Annotated in this window: 17 protein-coding genes; 12 read left to right on the top strand and 5 right to left on the bottom strand. The window is 66.1% G+C overall.

Features of this window, described 5'->3' with window-relative positions; translation table 11 throughout:
* Window positions 1-244 precede the first annotated feature (244 nt).
* The gene (locus tag BMZ97_RS30665; RefSeq protein ID WP_139221178.1) at window positions 245-655 is read left to right on the top strand and encodes a hypothetical protein; all 411 of its coding nucleotides are present in this window, start codon (window positions 245-247) and stop codon (window positions 653-655) included.
* Between the two features lie 49 nt (window positions 656-704).
* Here BMZ97_RS30665 and BMZ97_RS08275 read toward each other — a convergent pair whose 3' ends face one another.
* Both BMZ97_RS08275 and mnmA read right to left on the bottom strand, forming a co-directional pair.
* Window positions 705-1,352, bottom strand: a complete 648-nt coding sequence (locus BMZ97_RS08275) for a class I SAM-dependent methyltransferase (protein ID WP_092167410.1) — start codon at window positions 1,350-1,352, stop codon at window positions 705-707.
* A 55-nt stretch (window positions 1,353-1,407) separates the two neighbouring features.
* Window positions 1,408-2,592: a tRNA 2-thiouridine(34) synthase MnmA gene (mnmA, locus tag BMZ97_RS08270; RefSeq protein ID WP_092167408.1), complete on the bottom strand. Its 1,185-nt coding sequence runs from the start codon at window positions 2,590-2,592 to the stop codon at window positions 1,408-1,410.
* Window positions 2,593-2,830: 238 nt separating this feature from the next.
* On the opposite strand from mnmA, the gene BMZ97_RS08265 reads away from it, so the two are divergent.
* The 8 genes from BMZ97_RS08265 (at window position 2,831) to BMZ97_RS08230 (ending at window position 10,759) form a co-directional block, all read left to right on the top strand.
* Window positions 2,831-4,327, top strand: a complete 1,497-nt coding sequence (locus tag BMZ97_RS08265; RefSeq protein ID WP_092167406.1) for a flagellar hook-length control protein FliK — start codon at window positions 2,831-2,833, stop codon at window positions 4,325-4,327.
* Between the two features lie 17 nt (window positions 4,328-4,344).
* Window positions 4,345-5,034 (top strand): flagellar hook assembly protein FlgD, encoded by a 690-nt coding sequence (locus BMZ97_RS08260; protein ID WP_092167405.1) that lies wholly within the window; start codon window positions 4,345-4,347, stop codon window positions 5,032-5,034.
* 110 nt (window positions 5,035-5,144) lie between these two features.
* The gene (locus BMZ97_RS08255; RefSeq protein WP_038359348.1) at window positions 5,145-5,420 is read left to right on the top strand and encodes a CtrA inhibitor SciP; all 276 of its coding nucleotides are present in this window, start codon (window positions 5,145-5,147) and stop codon (window positions 5,418-5,420) included.
* Window positions 5,421-5,670: 250 nt separating this feature from the next.
* Window positions 5,671-7,290, top strand: coding sequence for a flagellar basal-body MS-ring/collar protein FliF (gene fliF, locus BMZ97_RS08250; RefSeq protein WP_244546354.1), 1,620 nt, complete (start codon window positions 5,671-5,673; stop codon window positions 7,288-7,290).
* A 107-nt stretch (window positions 7,291-7,397) separates the two neighbouring features.
* Window positions 7,398-8,387, top strand: a complete 990-nt coding sequence (gene fliG / locus BMZ97_RS08245; protein WP_244546353.1) for a flagellar motor switch protein FliG — start codon at window positions 7,398-7,400, stop codon at window positions 8,385-8,387.
* A gap of 2 nt (window positions 8,388-8,389) precedes the next feature.
* Window positions 8,390-8,989 carry a FliH/SctL family protein gene (locus BMZ97_RS08240; RefSeq protein ID WP_092167400.1) on the top strand — a complete coding sequence of 200 codons (600 nt, stop codon included), beginning with the start codon at window positions 8,390-8,392 and terminating at the stop codon, window positions 8,987-8,989.
* Window positions 8,990-8,999: 10 nt separating this feature from the next.
* The gene (gene fliN, locus BMZ97_RS08235) at window positions 9,000-9,350 is read left to right on the top strand and encodes a flagellar motor switch protein FliN (RefSeq protein ID WP_092167398.1); all 351 of its coding nucleotides are present in this window, start codon (window positions 9,000-9,002) and stop codon (window positions 9,348-9,350) included.
* Between the two features lie 44 nt (window positions 9,351-9,394).
* Complete coding sequence (locus tag BMZ97_RS08230; protein WP_092167396.1) at window positions 9,395-10,759, top strand: sigma-54-dependent transcriptional regulator FlbD; 1,365 nt, start codon at window positions 9,395-9,397, stop codon at window positions 10,757-10,759.
* A 15-nt stretch (window positions 10,760-10,774) separates the two neighbouring features.
* Here the strand turns inward: BMZ97_RS08230 and BMZ97_RS08225 are convergent, their stop codons facing one another.
* The 3 genes from BMZ97_RS08225 to BMZ97_RS30660 form a co-directional block, all read right to left on the bottom strand.
* Window positions 10,775-11,071 carry a hypothetical protein gene (locus BMZ97_RS08225; RefSeq protein ID WP_139221177.1) on the bottom strand — a complete coding sequence of 99 codons (297 nt, stop codon included), beginning with the start codon at window positions 11,069-11,071 and terminating at the stop codon, window positions 10,775-10,777.
* Window positions 11,072-11,195: 124 nt separating this feature from the next.
* A complete protein-coding gene (locus BMZ97_RS08220) occupies window positions 11,196-12,659 on the bottom strand; it encodes an MFS transporter (protein WP_092167392.1) in 1,464 nt (487 codons plus the stop codon).
* Between the two features lie 105 nt (window positions 12,660-12,764).
* Window positions 12,765-13,235 (bottom strand): hypothetical protein, encoded by a 471-nt coding sequence (locus BMZ97_RS30660; RefSeq protein ID WP_139221176.1) that lies wholly within the window; start codon window positions 13,233-13,235, stop codon window positions 12,765-12,767.
* 91 nt (window positions 13,236-13,326) lie between these two features.
* On the opposite strand from BMZ97_RS30660, the gene flhA reads away from it, so the two are divergent.
* The 3 genes from flhA to BMZ97_RS08200 all read left to right on the top strand — a co-directional run bounded on the left by flhA (window position 13,327) and on the right by BMZ97_RS08200 (window position 17,060).
* On the top strand, window positions 13,327-15,450 hold the full coding sequence (gene flhA, locus BMZ97_RS08210) for a flagellar biosynthesis protein FlhA (protein WP_092167388.1): 2,124 nt from the start codon (window positions 13,327-13,329) through the stop codon (window positions 15,448-15,450).
* Between the two features lie 153 nt (window positions 15,451-15,603).
* Window positions 15,604-16,092, top strand: a complete 489-nt coding sequence (locus BMZ97_RS08205) for a GNAT family N-acetyltransferase (RefSeq protein WP_092167386.1) — start codon at window positions 15,604-15,606, stop codon at window positions 16,090-16,092.
* Window positions 16,089-17,060 (top strand): DMT family transporter, encoded by a 972-nt coding sequence (locus BMZ97_RS08200; protein ID WP_092167384.1) that lies wholly within the window; start codon window positions 16,089-16,091, stop codon window positions 17,058-17,060. The genes BMZ97_RS08205 and BMZ97_RS08200 overlap by 4 nt, the downstream gene beginning before the upstream one ends.
* Window positions 17,061-17,134: the final 74 nt, after the last annotated feature.

Here is a 17,134-nt window from a genome sequence, read left to right as displayed (position 1 = left end):
CCGAGACTAGGGCTCGCCGCTGACGGCGTGCCTTTGTGAGGGCGCGTATAGGGGGCGAAGGGTGATGCCGTCAAGCCTCCGGACGGCATGGGATATAATCATATGACATGCGCATTACGCTCTTTGCGGCGGGTATTGTAGGTTTGCCATGCGTTCATTGCATCGAAGCAGTCTTGAAGCCCGGATGCGACGGCTTAGCTGATAGCCAGACCGGCGTCAGGGGCCGCTGCGGGAATGGCCGACGATGATCGCCGCCATCGCACCGCTGCGCAGCCGGTCATTTCGGAGGCCGCTTTTGATGGCAACGCTCATTTCATCCTTTCCTGTTTCGTTTGCGCAGTCCCTTTTGACGCATATTAGGCCGCGTATCGCCAGGCCGCGTATCGCCCACACCGTGGCGGCTATCGCTCTTGGCGTCGCCGCGTTCGGCGCCATGCCGAGTGCTCCTGCCGCCGCCGCCGAGTGGTCCGCCTGGCAGACCGCCTGCGCCTACAAGCAGCCCTCGGGTACGTTCGGCAACGGCTATACGGTGGTCGCCGACATGTGCGCGCGCCTGCGCTCCTGCCAAGCCATCTCAGATCGGGGCGGCGACCCCGCGCAGGCGGGGTGCTTCGGCTTCGAGGCCGCGCCGCGCCCGGCTGACCGGCGTTACTGAAGTACTCTTCCCGCCCGGCAGGCATGGCGCCTGCCGGGCGGGAAGCATATCAGGCCGGGGCGGCTTGATTCGACGCCGTCTTGCGCAGGCGGACGACCTTGAAATAGCCGCGGCCGACATGGACGGTCTCGTAACGTCCAGTACGCGCCGCCCAGTCGGTCAGGCGGCTGACCTTGAAATCCGTGCTCCAGCCGATTGCCTTGGCGAGGGGGGCGAGCGCCGCCCAGAATGGCGCGAGCAGGCCGCCATCGTCGACGAGGCGGCTCGAGATCACGATCTCGCCCCCGGGCTTCAGCACGCGGTCCATCTCTGCCAGGGCCTGCTCGGGGTCGGGCACGAGCGTGATCACGAATTGCGCGGTCACGGCGTCGAAGCGCTCGGCCTCAAAGCCCAGGCGGCAGGCGTCCATCACCATCAGCCCGCGGACATGGGCAAGCCCTTGGCTCGCGACCTTGCGGTTGGCGACCTTGAGCATGTCGAGCGAGAGATCGGCCCCGAGCACGCGCGTGCCTTGGGTGAAATAGGGCAGGGTCAGCCCGGTGCCGACGCCGATCTCCAGAATGTCGGGGCCGCAGGCGCAAGCCGCCGCGACGGCCTCGCGCTGCGGGCGGGCCAGCATGCGCAGATAGACCTTGTCGTAGAACTTGGCCCAGGCCGCATAGGCGCGCTTCTGGGCTTCGAGGTGAGTCACCGACATGGAGCGGCTCGCGGCGATGGGGGTTGCAGGAAAGCCGGGGCGGGCGGCGTCGGGCTCAGGGCTGCGCGTGGGCGAAGGCAGGCGCGGGCGCCAGCATGGCCAGCGGCGGCCGCAGGATCGTGCCGCCGCCGAGCACGCGCGCATCGGGGCCGGCATCAGTGTAGATCACGCAAGCCTGACCGGGCGAAACGCCCTCTTCATCGCTGGCGAGTTCAATCTTGAGGCCGTCCTCGTCGCGCATCAGGCGGGCTTCGCGCGGCGCCCGGGTCGAGCGCACCCGGACGGCGACATCGAGCCCCTCGGCCGGGAGAGCATCCAGAGACAGGTCGCCGAGCCAGTTGACGTCACGCAGCCTGATCTCGCGCACGCCGAGCGCCTCGCGGGGCCCGACGATGACACGGGCGAGATCGGCATCGAGTCGCAGCACATAAAGCGGCTCGGCTGCGCTGAGGCCCAGCCCCTTGCGCTGTCCAACTGTGTAGCGCAGCACCCCGTCATGGCGCCCGAGCACGCGCCCGTCGAGATGGACGATCTCGCCGGGGCGCGAGGCGCCTGGCTTCAGCTTCTCGATCACATCGGCATAGCGGCCATTGGGAACGAAGCAGATGTCCTGGCTGTCGGGCTTGTCGGCGATGCCGAGCCCGAGTTCGGCGGCGAGCGCGCGGGTCTGCGCCTTGTCGATGCTGCCGAGCGGGAAGCGCAGCAGATCGAGCTGCTCCTGCGTCGTCGCATAGAGGAAATAGCTCTGGTCGCGCGCGGCATCGGCGGCGCGAAACAGGCCGCGATGGCCGGTGCCGAGGTCGCGGCTGACGACATAATGGCCGGTCGCCAGCGCATCGGCGCCCAGCTCCCGGGCCAGGCCCAGCAGGTCGCGGAATTTCACCGTGCGGTTGCATTCGACACAAGGGATCGGCGTCTCGCCGGCGAGATAGCTCTCGGCGAAGCGCTCGATCACGGCGTCGCGGAAACGGCTCTCATAATCGAGCACGTAATGGGGGATGCCGATGGCCTCCGCGACGCGGCGGGCGTCGTGGATATCCTGGCCGGCGCAGCAGGCGCCGGCGCGGTGCACGGCCGCGCCGTGATCGTAGAGCTGCAGCGTCACGCCGATGACGTCATAGCCCTCGCGCTTCAGCAGCGCGGCGACGACGGAGGAGTCGACGCCGCCGGACATCGCCGCGACGACGCGCGTGGCCGCGGGCGGCTTGGCGATGTCAAGGGAGTTGAGCGGCGTGGTCATGCGATGGTCCGGTCCGGGACGGCGGCGGATGCGATCGGCGGTTCTATATCGGCTTTGGCGCGTGCCTGCCAGCGCGCGATCGGCAAATCCTGCCGGGCCGGGGTGCAAGACCGGCGCTTCTTGCCGTCATGCTGATCGTGTGAGACATCTAAGTCATTGATATCAATTATTCATTGCATGGCGCGGGACTTGCTCCGCGGAGGGGCGGGCGTTGTGTTGCCCGCGTCCGGAATCGCCGATGTCTGTTCAGTCGCTCACGCTTTCGTCTGCCTTGACCGAACCCGCTCCCGTGCGTCGTCGCGCGGCAGAGCCGGATTCCGGTCGCGCGGCTGAGGCGTTCACGCTGCCAGACGATACGTCTCGCGGCGCGACCTCTCCCGCGCAGGACGCCTCCGCGCCGCGCCCGAAACCCGAGCGAGCGCCGGCCGAGGATCAATCTTCGCCGCAACAGCCCGATACCAAGACGAGCGATACCAAGACGGATGCAGCCAAGACGAGCGCGGACAAGACGGATGCTGCCAAGACGGACGCTGTAAAGACAGACACGGCAAAGACGAAGGCCGCCACGCAGACGCCGATTGCTGTCAAGCCGGGCGAGACCGCGTCTGGCGCTCAGGCCGCCACGACCTCGCCCCCGGTGCAGCAGGATATCGGCGCGCTTGTCAGCATCGCCGTCGCTGCGCAGGCCGAGGCGCCGACGAGTGGCGAAGCCGTAAAGGAGAAGGACGCCAAGGGCGTCAAAGACAAGGCGACCGAGACGGCGGTGGTGGATCCCTCCGCGCTTCCCACCACGCCAGCCGAAGGCGTCGTTGTCCCGGCATTGCCGACCATCGATCTCTCCGCCGCGATCGTTCCTGGCATGGTGCCCACAGCCGCGACCCAGGCGACCGCGTCCACCGCAGGTGCGGCTCTCGCGGCGGGCATCGCCAAGGCCGGGCTTGCCTCGCCGAAGCCGGCCGCGACCTCCTTGCAGGGTGATGCCGCCGGCAATGCGGGAGCGAATGCCGGCGTCCTCGCTGATGGGGAAGGCGGCAAGGCGCAGCTTGCGAGCGGCGGACAACAGGCCGTGCATGCGGCTAGGACAGGCAAAGACGAGCCGGCTAGCTCTTCAACTGCGCCTGCTGCATCGCAGGCCGAATTCAAGCCACTTGAATTGCTGCAGACTCCGCAAAACCTGATTGATCTTTCGGCGCTGGCGCAGCCGCGCGCAGGCAAGGCGGGCGGCGCCCTGGACGTGACCACTCCGGAGCAGGTCGCGGCCGGACAGGCCACAACGGTCCATGGCCAGGCTGCCGCGGCCACGCAGACGACACCACTCCACATGGTTCCGATCGAGATCGGGATGAAGGCGCTGGCGGGCTCCCGCTCGTTCGACATCCGGCTCGATCCGGCGGAGCTCGGCCGCGTCGACGTCAAGCTCGAGGTTTCCGACAAGGGCGAGGTCAGCGCCAGGCTGGTCGTCGACCGGGTCGAGACATTGCACATGCTCCAGCGCGACTCGCGTACGCTGGAGCGGGCCTTCGAGCAGGCCGGCCTCAAGCCTTCCGATGCGGGCGTCGACATCAGTTTGCGCGACCCCGCCGATCAGTCCGGCTTCCGGCAGAACCGGCAGCAGGACGATACGCCGCGCCGCACGCCCACCGCCACGGAAACCGGCGAAGACATCGTCGCGCCCGCCCAGCCAATCCAGACCCGCCGCCTCGTCAGGCTCGGCGGCGTCGATCTCAGCATCTGACGGCAAGGAGAAGCACCATGGCCGTTTCCAACACCTCCCCGACGACGACCGCGGGGTTCCAGAACACCTCCTCGACGACGAGCGGCAGCAGCACCGTGTCCGGTTCGCAGACGGCGATTGCCGGGAATTTCGACCAGTTCCTGTCGCTGCTGACGACGCAGCTCAAGAACCAGAGCCCGCTCGACCCGCTCGACACCAACCAGTTCACCGCCCAGCTCGTGCAGTTCGCGGGCGTCGAGCAGCAGCTCAAGATGAATGATACGTTGAGCGCGCTGCTCACTCTCAACAAGGCGACGACGACGACGGATGCGGTGGGCTTCATCGGCGCGACGATCACTGCCGACGGCGCAACGGCGCCGCTGAAGAACGGGGCCGCCTATTGGTCGGTGAACATGGCGAGCGCCGGCACTGCCAATATCACGGTGAAGGATTCGAGCGGCTCGGTGGTCCGGACGATGACGACGAGTCTCGCCGCCGGCGAGCAGACCGTCCAGTGGGATGGCAGCACCTCGACCGGCGCGATAGCGCCCGCTGGCGACTACACCATTACCGTCGACGCCACGGATGTGTCCGGCCAGGCTGTGGTCGCCAAAACCGAAATCATCGGCGTCGTCGACAGCATCGATCTGAGCAGCGGCACGCCGATGCTCAAGATCGGCACGATCAGCGTCCCGATCGACAAGGTCAAGAAAGTGATCAAGGGCTGATGGCGGCCGGCGCGCAGATAGGGAAAGCCGTCCGATTCGCTTTAGGTAAATCTTAAAGCCGGACGCCTATGCTCAGCAGAAGTAGGTCTGTTGAGTTGTGTGAGTGTACCATGACCGAGCCTTTGCGACCGCGGGTGAAGTACGTGATCGGACCGGACGGAAGTCCGTTGACGATCGCCGATCTGCCGCCCATGAATACGCGCCGCTGGGTGATCCGGCGTAAGGCCGAGGTGGTCGCGGCCGTCCGCGGCGGCCTTCTCAGCCTCGAGGAAGCCTGTCAGCGCTATACGCTGACCGTCGATGAATTCCTGAGCTGGCAGATGTCGATCGATCAGCACGGCCTTGCCGGCCTGCGGACGACGCGCATCCAGCACTACCGCCAATAGGACCCCTTTTCCGGTCCATTGCCCGGTTCATTACCAAGGCGTCGGTTCGATCGGACCGGCGCCTTTCGCATTTTCGGTGCCTATCGCCATCAATCCACCATTCGTTAACCCGGCGCTAACCATGCACTGGGAAAAACTTGCCTAGTGCGTCGTGCCTTGTGTGCGGCGATGTCGGTTTTGTGGAACGGATGGCTGCGTGAACGGCATCGTCGGTCAGTTTACGAAATTCGGAGCGGCGCGCCTGGCGGCGATGCTAGCGGTGACGCTTGGCCTCGTCGGCTTCTTCGGCTTCGTCATGCTGAGGATGTCGCAGCCGGCGATGAGCGTGCTGTTCTCCGACCTGTCGAACCAGGATGTCAGCGCGATCCTGAAGGATCTCGATACGCGCGGCATCAAATACGAGCTGCGCGGCGACGGGCAAACCGTGCTCGTCGCAAAGGCCGATGTGCCGCGCCTGCGGCTCGACCTCGCCAGCAAGGGTATCCCGTCCGGCGGCGGCGTCGGCTACGAGATCTTCGACAAGGGCGACGCCTTCTCCTCGACCAGCTTCGTCCAGAACATCAACCATCTGCGTGCGCTGGAGGGCGAACTCTCGCGCACCATCCGCTCGATCAGCCGCGTCCAGGCGGCGCGCGTGCATCTCGTCATCCCGGAGAAGCGCCTGTTCGAGCGCGATCGCGAACCGCCGCGCGCCTCGATCGTGCTCAAGCTTGCCGGCGAACTCGACGCGGCGCAGGTGCGCGCCGTGCGCCATCTTATTTCCTCCGCCGTTGATGGGCTCAAGCCCGAGCGCGTCTCGATCGTCGATGAGCGCGGCAGGCTTCTGGCCGATGGCGCCCAGGGCGAGCAAGGGCTTGTCGGGCTCGGCATCGACGAGCGGCAGACGGGGATCGAGAAGCGGGTCAAGACGCAGGTCGAGGATATCGTCGCCAGCGTCGTCGGCCAGGGACGGGCGCGGGTCCAGGTCTCGGCTACCCTCGACGCCAACCGCATCGAGAGCCGCTCGGAGACCTATGACCCGGAAAGCAAGGTCATCCGCTCCAGCCAGAACCGCACCGAGAATGCGACGACGACCGATGGTGCGAACGGGGCCGTCACGGTCGGCAACGAACTGCCCGGTGCCCAGGCGGGGCAGGGCGCCCAGCAGAATCAGAAGGACGCCTCCTCGAAGAACGAGGAAGTGGTCAATTACGAAATCTCGCGCACGACCCGCACCGAGGTGCTGGAGGGCGGGCGTGTCAAGCGGCTCTCGGTCGCTGTGCTGGTCGATGGCAACTACACCCGCAACGGCACCGAGGTCGCCTACCAGCCGCGCAGCAGCGAGGAGCTCGATCGGATCGGCCAGCTGGTGCGCATGGCGATGGGCTATGACGAGACGCGCGGCGACAAGGTCGAGGTCGTCAATCTGCGCTTTGCCGAAGCGCCGCAGGCGATCGTCGAGCTGCCCGAACAATCCTTGATGCAGCAGCTGCTCTCCTTCACCAAAGAGGATCTGATCCGTTTCGCCGAACTCGGCGTCATCTCGCTGCTGACGCTGATCGTGCTGATGGTGGTGGTGCGGCCGCTGCTGAAGCAGGCGCTCGCGCCCGATCCGAGCGTGCGGCCGATCCCGAGCTTCATGCGCGAGGGCCTGGCCCTGGCTCAATCCGACGGCACCGGCGACCCTGCGAGCCCGCGCTCCGTGATGGGGCCGGACGGCTCGCGCGATATGGACGTCGAGGCGCCGTCCGAGCGCATGCTCGCGGTTGCGCAGATCAAGGGACAGCTCAAGGCCCAGTCCGTCGAGAAGATCGGCGCGCTGGTGTCGCAGAACCCCGCCGATTCGGTCGCGGTGCTGCGCGGCTGGATTCACGAAAAGTCCGCGGCATGACGGGTCTTTGAGCCATGGCCGCTGAACGTTCCATCGCTACGCGCAACTCCAGCAGCAGGGACAACGAAGCTGTGAGCTATGGCGGCGGCGTAACCACGATCGCGGAAATGAATGGGCCGCAGCGCGCCGCGGTGATCCTGCTCGTGCTCGGGGAGGACCATGGCCGCACGATCTGGCGGGAGTTCGATGATGAGGAGATCCGCATCATCACCCGCGCCATGGCCGAGCTCGGGACGGTCGACGCCGACGAGGTCGAGCGGCTGATGCTGGATTTCGTCGGCCGGCTGTCGAGTGCGGGCGCGGTCACAGGTTCGTTCGACCGGACGATCTCGCTCTTGGAGAAGATCCTGCCGAGCGATCAGGTCGCGCTGATCATGGAGGAGATCCGCGGGCCGGCCGGCCGCAACATGTGGCAGAAGCTCGGCAATATCGATGCGGTCGTGCTCGCGAACTTCCTCAAGAACGAATACCCGCAGACGATCGCGGTCATCCTTTCGAAGATCAGGGCGGAGCACGCCGCCAATGTTCTGCGCAACCTGCCCAACGAACTCTCGATCGACGTCGTCAGCCGCATGCTGCGCATGGAATCGGTGCAGAAGGAGGCGCTCGACCATATCGAAAACACGCTGCGCACCGAATTCGTCTCGACGTTGACGCAAACCCGTCGGCGCGACCCGCATGAGATGATGGCGGAGATCTTCAATGGTTTCGACCGCCAGACTGAGATTCGTTTCCTCGCGGCACTCGACGATTCCAACCAGGAATCGGCCGCCCGCATCAGGGCGCTGATGTTCACCTTCGAGGATCTCGGCAAGCTCGACCCCGCCGCGTTGCAGACGCTGATGCGGCAGGTCGACAAGGATACGCTCGCGCGGGCGCTCAAGGGCGCGAGCGAGGACATGCGCAACTTCTTCTTCAGCGCGATGTCGCAGCGCGCCACCAAGAACATGCAGGACGACATGCAGGGCCTTGGCCCCTTGCGCCTCAAAGAGGTCGACGAGGCGCAGGCCAAGATGGTGGCCTTGACCAAGGAGCTCGCCGACAAGGGCGAGATCGTCCTGGCCAAGGGCAATTCCGAAGACGAATTGGTTTATTGACGATGCGTACCGCCACAAAATTCACGTTTGGCACTGATTTCCGCGAGGGCGGCCGGCGAGCGGCCGGCGAGGCCGATCTCGCCGCGGCGAAGTCCGAGGCGTTCCGCGCGGGCGAGGCCCAGGCGCGGCGCGACGCCGAGGGGCAGCTCAACGGCATGGTCGCCCAGCTCGCCCGCACGGCCGAGCGCCTGCTCGCCCAGGAGGACGCCCGCACAGCCGCGATCGAGGCACAGGCCGCCCATATCGCCATCGCTACGGCCAAGGCGCTGGCGGGCGCGGCGCTTGCCGAGAAGCCGCTGGCCGAGATCGAGCACGCCGTACGCGAATGCCTTTCACATGCGCGGCTGGCGCCGCACCTCGTCTTGCGGGTGAACGACAGCGCGGCGGAGGCCGTAGAGGCGTTGATTGCTCGTCTGGCGCGGGAGAGCGGCTTTGCCGGGCGTCTCGTCGTGCTCGGCGAGCCGGAGATCGCTCCCGGCGACGGGCGCATCGAATGGGCCGATGGCGGCTTCGTGATCGACGCGCAGCGTCTATCGCAACTGGTCGAGCAGGCTGTGACGGGCGTTTTCGGCCATGCCGGTCCGCGCAGTCTTGCCGAGTGAGGACACCAAGATGACCCAAGGCAACGACTTGAACCTGCCTCCGCTGAACCCGGCCGATCTCTCCTTCGATCGCGAGGCGCCCTCGGTGGCGCGTTCGGGTCCGGTACCGGTCAAGACCGCCGAGGATTTGGAGCAGGTGTTCGACGTACCGGTCACGGTCTCGGCAGTGCTGGGCTCGTCGCGGATCGCGGTCGGCGACCTGCTGCAGATCGTGCCCGGCGCCGTACTCGAACTCGACCGGCGCGTCGGCGAGGCCATCGACATCTTCGTCAACGAGCGACTGGTCGCGCGTGGGGAGGTTGTCGTGGTCGAGGACCGACTCGGCGTCACCATGACCGAAATCATCAAGGCCGACCGGTGAAGACCGGCCGTCCCATCACGCTCTCATACGGAAAGGCCTGAGCCATGCGCCTTATCATCGTCGGCGGTCTCAAGGGGCAGATCATCGCGGCCGCCCGGATCGCGATCGCCCATGGCGCGAGCGTCACGCATACGGAGAGCCTCGACCAGACGCTCGCCGTGCTGCGCGCCAAGGGCGCGGATCTCTTGATGATCGACGTCGTTCAGCCGATCGCGAAATATGTCGCGGCGCTGGAGGCCGAGCGCATCCGCACGCCTATCGTCGCCTGCGGTACCTCGACCGATGCGCGTGCCGCCGTCGCCGCGATCCAGGCCGGGGCGCGCGAATATGTGCCGCTGCCGCCCGATCCCGAACTGATCGCTGCCGTGTTGGAGGCCGTCGCGGCCGATCAGTCGAGCCTGATCTGGCGCGATCCGGCGATGGAGCGTGTCGTCCAGCTCGCGGCCCAGATCGCCCGCTCGGATGCCCCCGTGCTCGTCACCGGCGAAAGCGGCACCGGCAAAGAGGTCATCGCGCGCCATCTGCACCAGAAGTCGCTGCGCAAGGACAAGCCTTTTGTGGCCGTGAACTGCGCCGCCATTCCCGACAACCTGCTCGAATCGGAGCTGTTCGGGCATGAGAAGGGCGCCTTCACCGGCGCGGTGGCGCGACGCATCGGCAAGTTCGAGGAAGCGAGCGGCGGCACGCTGCTGCTCGACGAAATTTCCGAGATGGATGTGCGGCTGCAGGCCAAGCTGCTGCGCGCCTTGCAGGAGCGCATGATCGACCGTGTCGGCGGCACGCAGCCGGTCAGGGTCGATCTTCGCATCATCGCGACCTCGAACCGCAATCTGGGCGATGCTGTCCGCGAAGGTTCGTTCCGCGAGGATCTGTTCTATCGGCTGAACGTGGTGCATCTGCGCCTGCCGGCGCTACGTGAGCGGCCGGCCGATATCCTGGCGCTCGCCGACCACTTCACCAAGAAATATGCCGAGATCAATGGCCTGCCGCTAAGGCCGCTGGCGAGCGACGCGCGCAAGCTCCTGCTGACCAATTCATGGCGGGGGAATGTGCGCGAACTGGAGAATACGATCCATCGCGCCGTGCTGTTGGCGCAGGGACCCGAAATCGGCACCGAGGCGGTGATGACGCCGGAGGGCGAGACGCTCGGCCCTGCCAGCGGCAGGGATCCCGCGGCGCGGGCGGCGCAGACGGCGGAGGCGGTGACGCGTTCGCTCGTTGGTCACACGGTCGCCGATGTCGAGCGCGAGCTTATCCTCGACACGCTGGACCACTGCCTCGGAAACCGTACCCATGCGGCCAAGATTCTAGGGATCTCGATCCGTACGCTGCGTAACAAGCTGAGCGAATACGGAGCGGCCGGCATCGCCGTGGCCGAGCCGGGTCAGGCGCGCGTGAGCGCGGCCTGACCCGCTCTCTTCAGGTCACCAGCGGCGATAGCGGCGATAATAGCGGGGCCGGCGATAATAGCGCGGGCGGTAATAATACCGTGGGCGGCGATAGTAGCGCGGCCGGCGGTAGTAATAATACTGGCTGAACTCGGCGTCGGTCTTGTCCAGCCCGTCCTTCACCTCGGCGGCGATCTGGTCGTCGGCCTTGGCGGGCTGCGGTTCCGGCAGTGGTGCGGGCTTGGGCTGGGCGGCTTCGGCAACAGCCATGCCGCCGAGGCTGGCTGCGGCCATGCCGCCGATCAGGGTCATGATGAATGAGCGTCTATCCACGACATCCTCCGAAGACTGGTTTTCTATTCCCTATTCGTGCCCGCATCACAGCGCGCAATCGGGGCTAAAAGATAACGCATTTTCGTGGTCTGTGTTCCCAATCCTCAAATTTCTCTGATCATGCCTAAAGCTGCTCGGGTGCGGGCGCGTCGACGGCATTGAGCGGCCGAGTGACGTCTTCCAGCGATTTGCGCTCGGCGCGGACAGCGAAAAGCGCAGCGATCAAGGCTGCGGTCAGCATCAGAGCGGCGCCGAACAGATAGCCGCCGAAGACGCTCAGGCGCGAGCCGGTGTCGATCAGCGCGCCGAACAGCCAGGGACCGGCAATGCCGCCGATGCCGGTGCCCACCGCATAGAAGGCGGCGATCGCCAAGGCGCGCATCTCGACCGGGAAGGTCTCGCTGACGGTGAGATAGGCAGAGCTCGCGGCGGTGGAGGCGAAGAAGAAGACGATGCTCCAGCAGGCCGTCAATTGCGTGGCGCTGACGAGGTCGCGCCAGAACAGATAACCTGTCGCAACCAGCAGCAGGCCCGACATCGCATAGGTGAAGGTGATCATGCGCCGCCGCCCGAGGGTGTCGAAGAGGCGGCCCAGGATGATCGGCCCGAGCACGTTGCCCGCTGCGAAGGGCAGGATGAACCAGCCGATCGCCTGCGAGGGCACCGCATAGAAATCCGTCAGGATCAACGCATAGGTGAAGAAGATCGCATTGTAGAAGAACGCCTGTGCGGCCATCAGCGCCAGCCCCACCAATGCCCGCTGCCGATGCCTGACGAACAACGCGTGGAAGACCTCCCGAAGCGGGGTCGCAGCGCGCGGACGCAGGTGGATCTTCGGCAGGGCCTCGTCAGGGCTGTGGGAAACCCCCGCACGCCGTTCGATCCCGGCGACGATCATGGCGGCCTCATTCGGGCGGCCATGGCTGATCAGCCAACGTGGACTCTCCGGTATCCATTGCCTGAGGACGAGGATGACGAGGCCGAGCGCCGCGCCGATGAAGAAGGCGAGCCGCCAGCCCAGTTCTGGATCGATGACCGCAGGATCGAGCAGGATAATCGCGCCGACCGCGCCGAGCGCCGCGCCGATCCAAAACGAGCCGTTGATCACGAGATCGACCCAGCCGCGCATCCGCGCTGGAACGAGCTCCTGGATGGTCGAATTGATGGCCGTATATTCGCCGCCGATGCCCATGCCGGTGAAGAAGCGGAAGACGATGAAGCTGGCAAAGCTCCAGGAGAAGGCGGTCGCCGCCGTCGCGACGAGATAGACCAGGAGCGTGATCGTGAAGAGCCGTTTACGGCCAAGCCGGTCGGTCAGCCAGCCGAAGAGGAGCGCGCCGAGGACGGCGCCTGCGAGATAGGCGGCCCCGGCGATGCCGATCTCGGTGTTGCTGAAGCGCAGCGTCGGGCTTTGCTTCAGCGCGCCGGAGACCGAACCAGCGAGCGTGACCTCGAGCCCATCAAGGATCCAGGTGACGCCGAGCGCCACCACCACCAGCGTATGGAACCGCGACCAGGGCAGGCGGTCGAGCCGGGCCGGGATGTCGGTCGAGATCGTCGGCCGCAAAGCCGTATCCGGCGCTGTCATGCCGGCGTCCTCCCGATTATTGCGACGGCCGCTATCGGTCGAAGGGCCTCGTATGAAAAAGGCGGCGCCTCGCGGGCGCCGCCTCGTTAGGTCCGGGCGCTAATGTCAGCGCACGTAAACCGGGCGCCGGCGAACGACGCGATGGGGGCGCCGGACGATAACGGGCCGGCGCACGATGACCGGACGGCGATGACGCGGGCCGAAGGGTCGGTGCGGACGATGACGCCCGACATACTGGCTGAACTCAGCCTCGGCGCTGTCAAGCGCGGTCTTGCTCGCGGGGTCGATCTCATCGGCTGCCGGCACGGCCGGGGCAATCTCAGGCTTGCGCGAAGCGGCCTGCGCAATCGCGGTGCCGCCCAGGCTGGCGGCAGCCAGGCCGCCGAAAAAGCTCATCACAAAGGAACGTCTATCCAAGTCTTCCTCCAATATCCGCGGTCTTGCAAAACCAATTTTGTCGACCCGTGCCAAGTTACGCGGCGCAATACGGCGATAACGCGGCAGTTCGATAACGGCCTGTTCAGGGAAAGGTTCCCGGGGCGGTTTTTCCAGCCGTCTTAACCACTCGTTCACCATGTACCCGGCAAGAATTGCCGGGCTATGCCTCTGTCGGGGCGTATGTCCGCATGCGGACGGGTTCGCCGTGGCGACGGGAGTGGGTTGGTCGATGACCGATGTGACGGCAGGCCAGGGCGGCGGCTTCAACATGCCGAGCCGCGGCGCGATGGGGAAGCTCCTCAACCGGCCGGACCTTTTCCTGGCGATCGGCGTCATGGGCATCCTGGTGGTGCTCATCTTCCCGCTGCCGGCGCTGTTGCTCGACCTGTTGCTGGCACTCTCGATCATCCTGTCGGTGCTGGTTTTGATGACGGCGCTCTTCATCGAGGAGCCGCTGGAGTTCTCTGCCTTCCCGACGGTGCTGCTGATCGTCACCATGCTGCGCCTGTCGCTCAACCTCGCCTCGACGCGCCTGATCCTGGCGCATGGGCATGAGGGCAGCGCGGCCGCCGGCCACGTCATCGAAGCCTTCGGCAACTTCGTGATGAGCGGCAATTTCGTGATCGGGGTGATCGTCTTCACCATCCTGATCATCGTCAATTTCGTCGTCATCACCAAGGGCTCGGGCCGCATCGCCGAGGTCGCGGCGCGCTTCGCGCTCGACGCTATGCCGGGCAAGCAGATGGCGATCGATGCCGATCTCTCGGCCGGGCTGATCGATCAGGAGGTCGCGAAGGTCCGACGCAAGGCGCTGGAGGACGAGGCGAACTTCTTCGGTTCGATGGACGGCGCCTCCAAATTCGTGCGCGGCGATGCGATCGCCGGCCTGCTGATCACCTTCATCAACGTGCTCGGTGGCATCATCATCGGCGTCGCCCAGCAGGGGCTGAGCTTCGGCGAGGCGGCGCATAACTACACCCAGCTCACGGTTGGCGACGGCCTCGTCAGCCAGATCCCGGCGCTGATCGTCTCGACGGCGGCGGGTCTGCTCGTCTCTAAATCGGGCGTGCGCGGCGCGGCCGACAAGGCGCTCGGCAAGCAGCTCTCGGGTTACCCCAAGGCGCTCGGCATGTCGGCGGCGGTGATGCTGCTGATCGCGATCCTGCCCGGCATCCCGATGATGCCCTTTCTCGTGCTCGCCGGCGGCTCGGGCTGGCTTGCCTATCATTTCGGCAAGCTCGCCAAGACCAAGCAGACTGAGGAAGCGGTCGCGGCGCAGGCTGCCTCGCCGCTCTCCGCCGACGGCACGCCGAAGGAGGAGACGCTCAACGACTTGCTCAAGCTCGACGAGCTCAAGATCGAGATCGGCTACGGCCTCCTGCCGCTGGTCAATGCGGCGGGGGGACAGGACAGGCTGACGGACCAGGTCCGCGCGCTGCGGCGCCAGCTTGCGGCCGAGCTCGGCTTCGTCATGCCGGCGGTGCGCATCGTCGACAACGTCCAGCTCGAGGCGAACTACTACTATATCAAGATCAAGGAGATCGATGCCGGGCACGGTATCGTCTATGCCGGCCAGTACATGGCCATGGACCCGATGGGTGGCGCGGTGAACCTGCCCGGCCATAATGTTCTGGAGCCGACCTTCGGCCTGCCCGCGACTTGGATCGACGCCGCCTTGCAGGACGAGGCGCAATTGCGCGGCTTCACCGTGGTGGACGCCGCGACCGTGATCTCGACGCATCTCACCGAGGTGCTGAAATCAAACATGCCTGAGCTGCTTTCGCATGGCGAGGTGCAGAAGCTGCTGCGTGAGCTGCAGAAGGACCATGCAGACTTGCTCAAGGAGATCGTGCCGAGCCAGATCTCGACCACGGGCATCCAGCGTGTGCTGCAATTGCTCCTGGCGGAACGCGTCTCGATCCGCGATCTCGCCACCATCATCGAGGGCATCGCGGAGGTTGCCGGCAACGTCAAGAATCCGCGCGACATCGCCGAGCATGTCCGCACACGCCTGGCCCGTCAGATCTGCGCGCAGTTCTCCAACGCCCAGGGCAATCTGCCGATCATCACGCTCTCCTCGGCCTGGGAGAGCATCTTCGCCGAATCGATCATCGGCCAGGGCGAGGAGCGCCATCTCGCCATGCAGCCCTCGCGGCTGCAGGAATTCGTGCGCCATGTCCGCGACAAGTTCGAGGAGGCGGCGCGCATCGGCGAGATGCCGGCGCTCGTCACCTCCGGACTGGCGCGGCCCTTCGCACGCCAGATCATCGAACGTTTCCGCCGCGAGACGCCAGTGCTCTCGCAGGCCGAGATCCATCCCCGCGTCAGGCTGAAGACGGTCGGCAGCGTCTGAAACCGCTGTCGGCGGCACCGCTCTATCGCGTGACGCCGCTCGGACTTGCCCCCGCGCCTCACATCCCGGCCGCATGCGGCCAGACTGCTTGACGCTCGATCGTTCACTATAATAGCATATTGTACTCTATAGTGGATTATCGAGGGCGCGACCATGAGCATCCGACCGGCCCTTGCGGCCGACCTGCCAGCGATCCTGGCGATCTACAACGCCGTGATCGCGACCTCGACCGCCGTCTACACGGAGACGCCGGTGACCCTGACGGATCGGCAGGCCTGGTTCGCGGCGCGGAAGGAGCAGGGCTATCCGGTGCTGGTTGCCGATGAAGGTGGCGAAGCTGTCGGCTATGCGAGTTTTGGCGATTTCCGGCCCTGGCCGGGCTATCGCCACACCGTCGAGCACAGCGTCCATATCCGCGCCGACAAGCAGGGCAGAGGGCTTGGCAAGGACCTGGTCTCGGCGCTGTTCCCCTATGCCGCGGGACTCGACAAGCATGTGATGATCGCTGGCATCGACGCGGCGAACGAAGCGTCGCTGCGGATGCATGAGCGCCTCGGCTTCACCCAGGCGGGGCGTTTCAACGAGGTTGGGCGCAAGTTCGACCGCTGGCTCGACCTCGTCTTCCTGCAGCGTTTGATATGACGGATCTGCGCAGCAGCGCTGAGGCATTCGTCGCGCCGACCTCGACCGAGGCGCGAGGCGGCGTGGCCAGGCAGCCCTATCTATCCCTCAACGCTTTTCTCTTCGCTGCGATGTGCCTCGCCTGGGGGCTCACCTTCCTGCCGGTCAAGATCGCCGTGGCGCATGTGCCGCCGATCTTCCTCGCGGCGGCACGCTTCAGTCTTGCCGGCCTGCTGCTATTCGGCTGGGCCGGGCGTGATGCATTCAAGGTTCCGGTGCGGGCATGGCTTCGGCTCGCCGGCACGGCGCTGCTGGTCAACAGCTGCAATTACGCCTTGCTGTTCTGGGGCATGGCGCATGCGCCCTCGGGGCTCGCTGCGATCATCAACATGGCGACGATCCCGATCTATACGGTGCTGGCGAGCCGCGTGATCGAAGGGCAGCCGATCAGCGGGCGCCGCATTGCTGCGGTCGCTCTCGGGGCCATCGGGCTCGGCTTCCTGTTCGCGACGCGTGCGATGGGGGGGGTGAGCGCGGCAAAGGGCGATGGGCTCGAACTCTGGGGTCTGGCGGCGATCGCACTGGGCACGTTCTGCCACTGCGTCGGGGCGGTGCTGAGCCGCAAGATCGCCGGCACGATGCCGACCCTGACGCTGGCGGGCTGGCAGACCGCGATTGGCGCGCTCGGGTTGATTGCGGCCTCGCTCGCGCTCGAGCCCGTCGGCGTTGCGCATCTGCGCGCGCTCGTGGAATGGCCGACGGCGCCGGCTCTCGCCTTCGTCGTCATTGTCGGCTCGCTGATCGGCTTCACCATCTTTCTGAGGCTGCTGCGCGATTGGGGCGCGTTCTATGCAGGGCTCTTCGCCTTCGTCAGCCCAGTCATCGCGGTCGGCGCCGGCGTGGTCGCGCTGGGCGAGCCTTTCGGGTGGCCCGAGGCGGTCGGCGCGCTCCTGATGTTCGGCGCGGCGGCGATCGCGCTCAGGAAATGAGCCCGGCCGGTCGTCGCCTGGAGCGTTTTCGAGCGAAGTGGACACCGGTTCGCGTGAATAAAACGCGGTAAAGC

Source organism: Allobosea sp. OK403 (genome assembly GCF_900113835.1).
Taxonomy (GTDB): Bacteria; Pseudomonadota; Alphaproteobacteria; order Rhizobiales; family Beijerinckiaceae; genus Allobosea.
The sequence above is the reverse complement of the archived record's forward strand: the minus strand, read 5'-3'. Positions and strand labels throughout refer to the sequence as shown.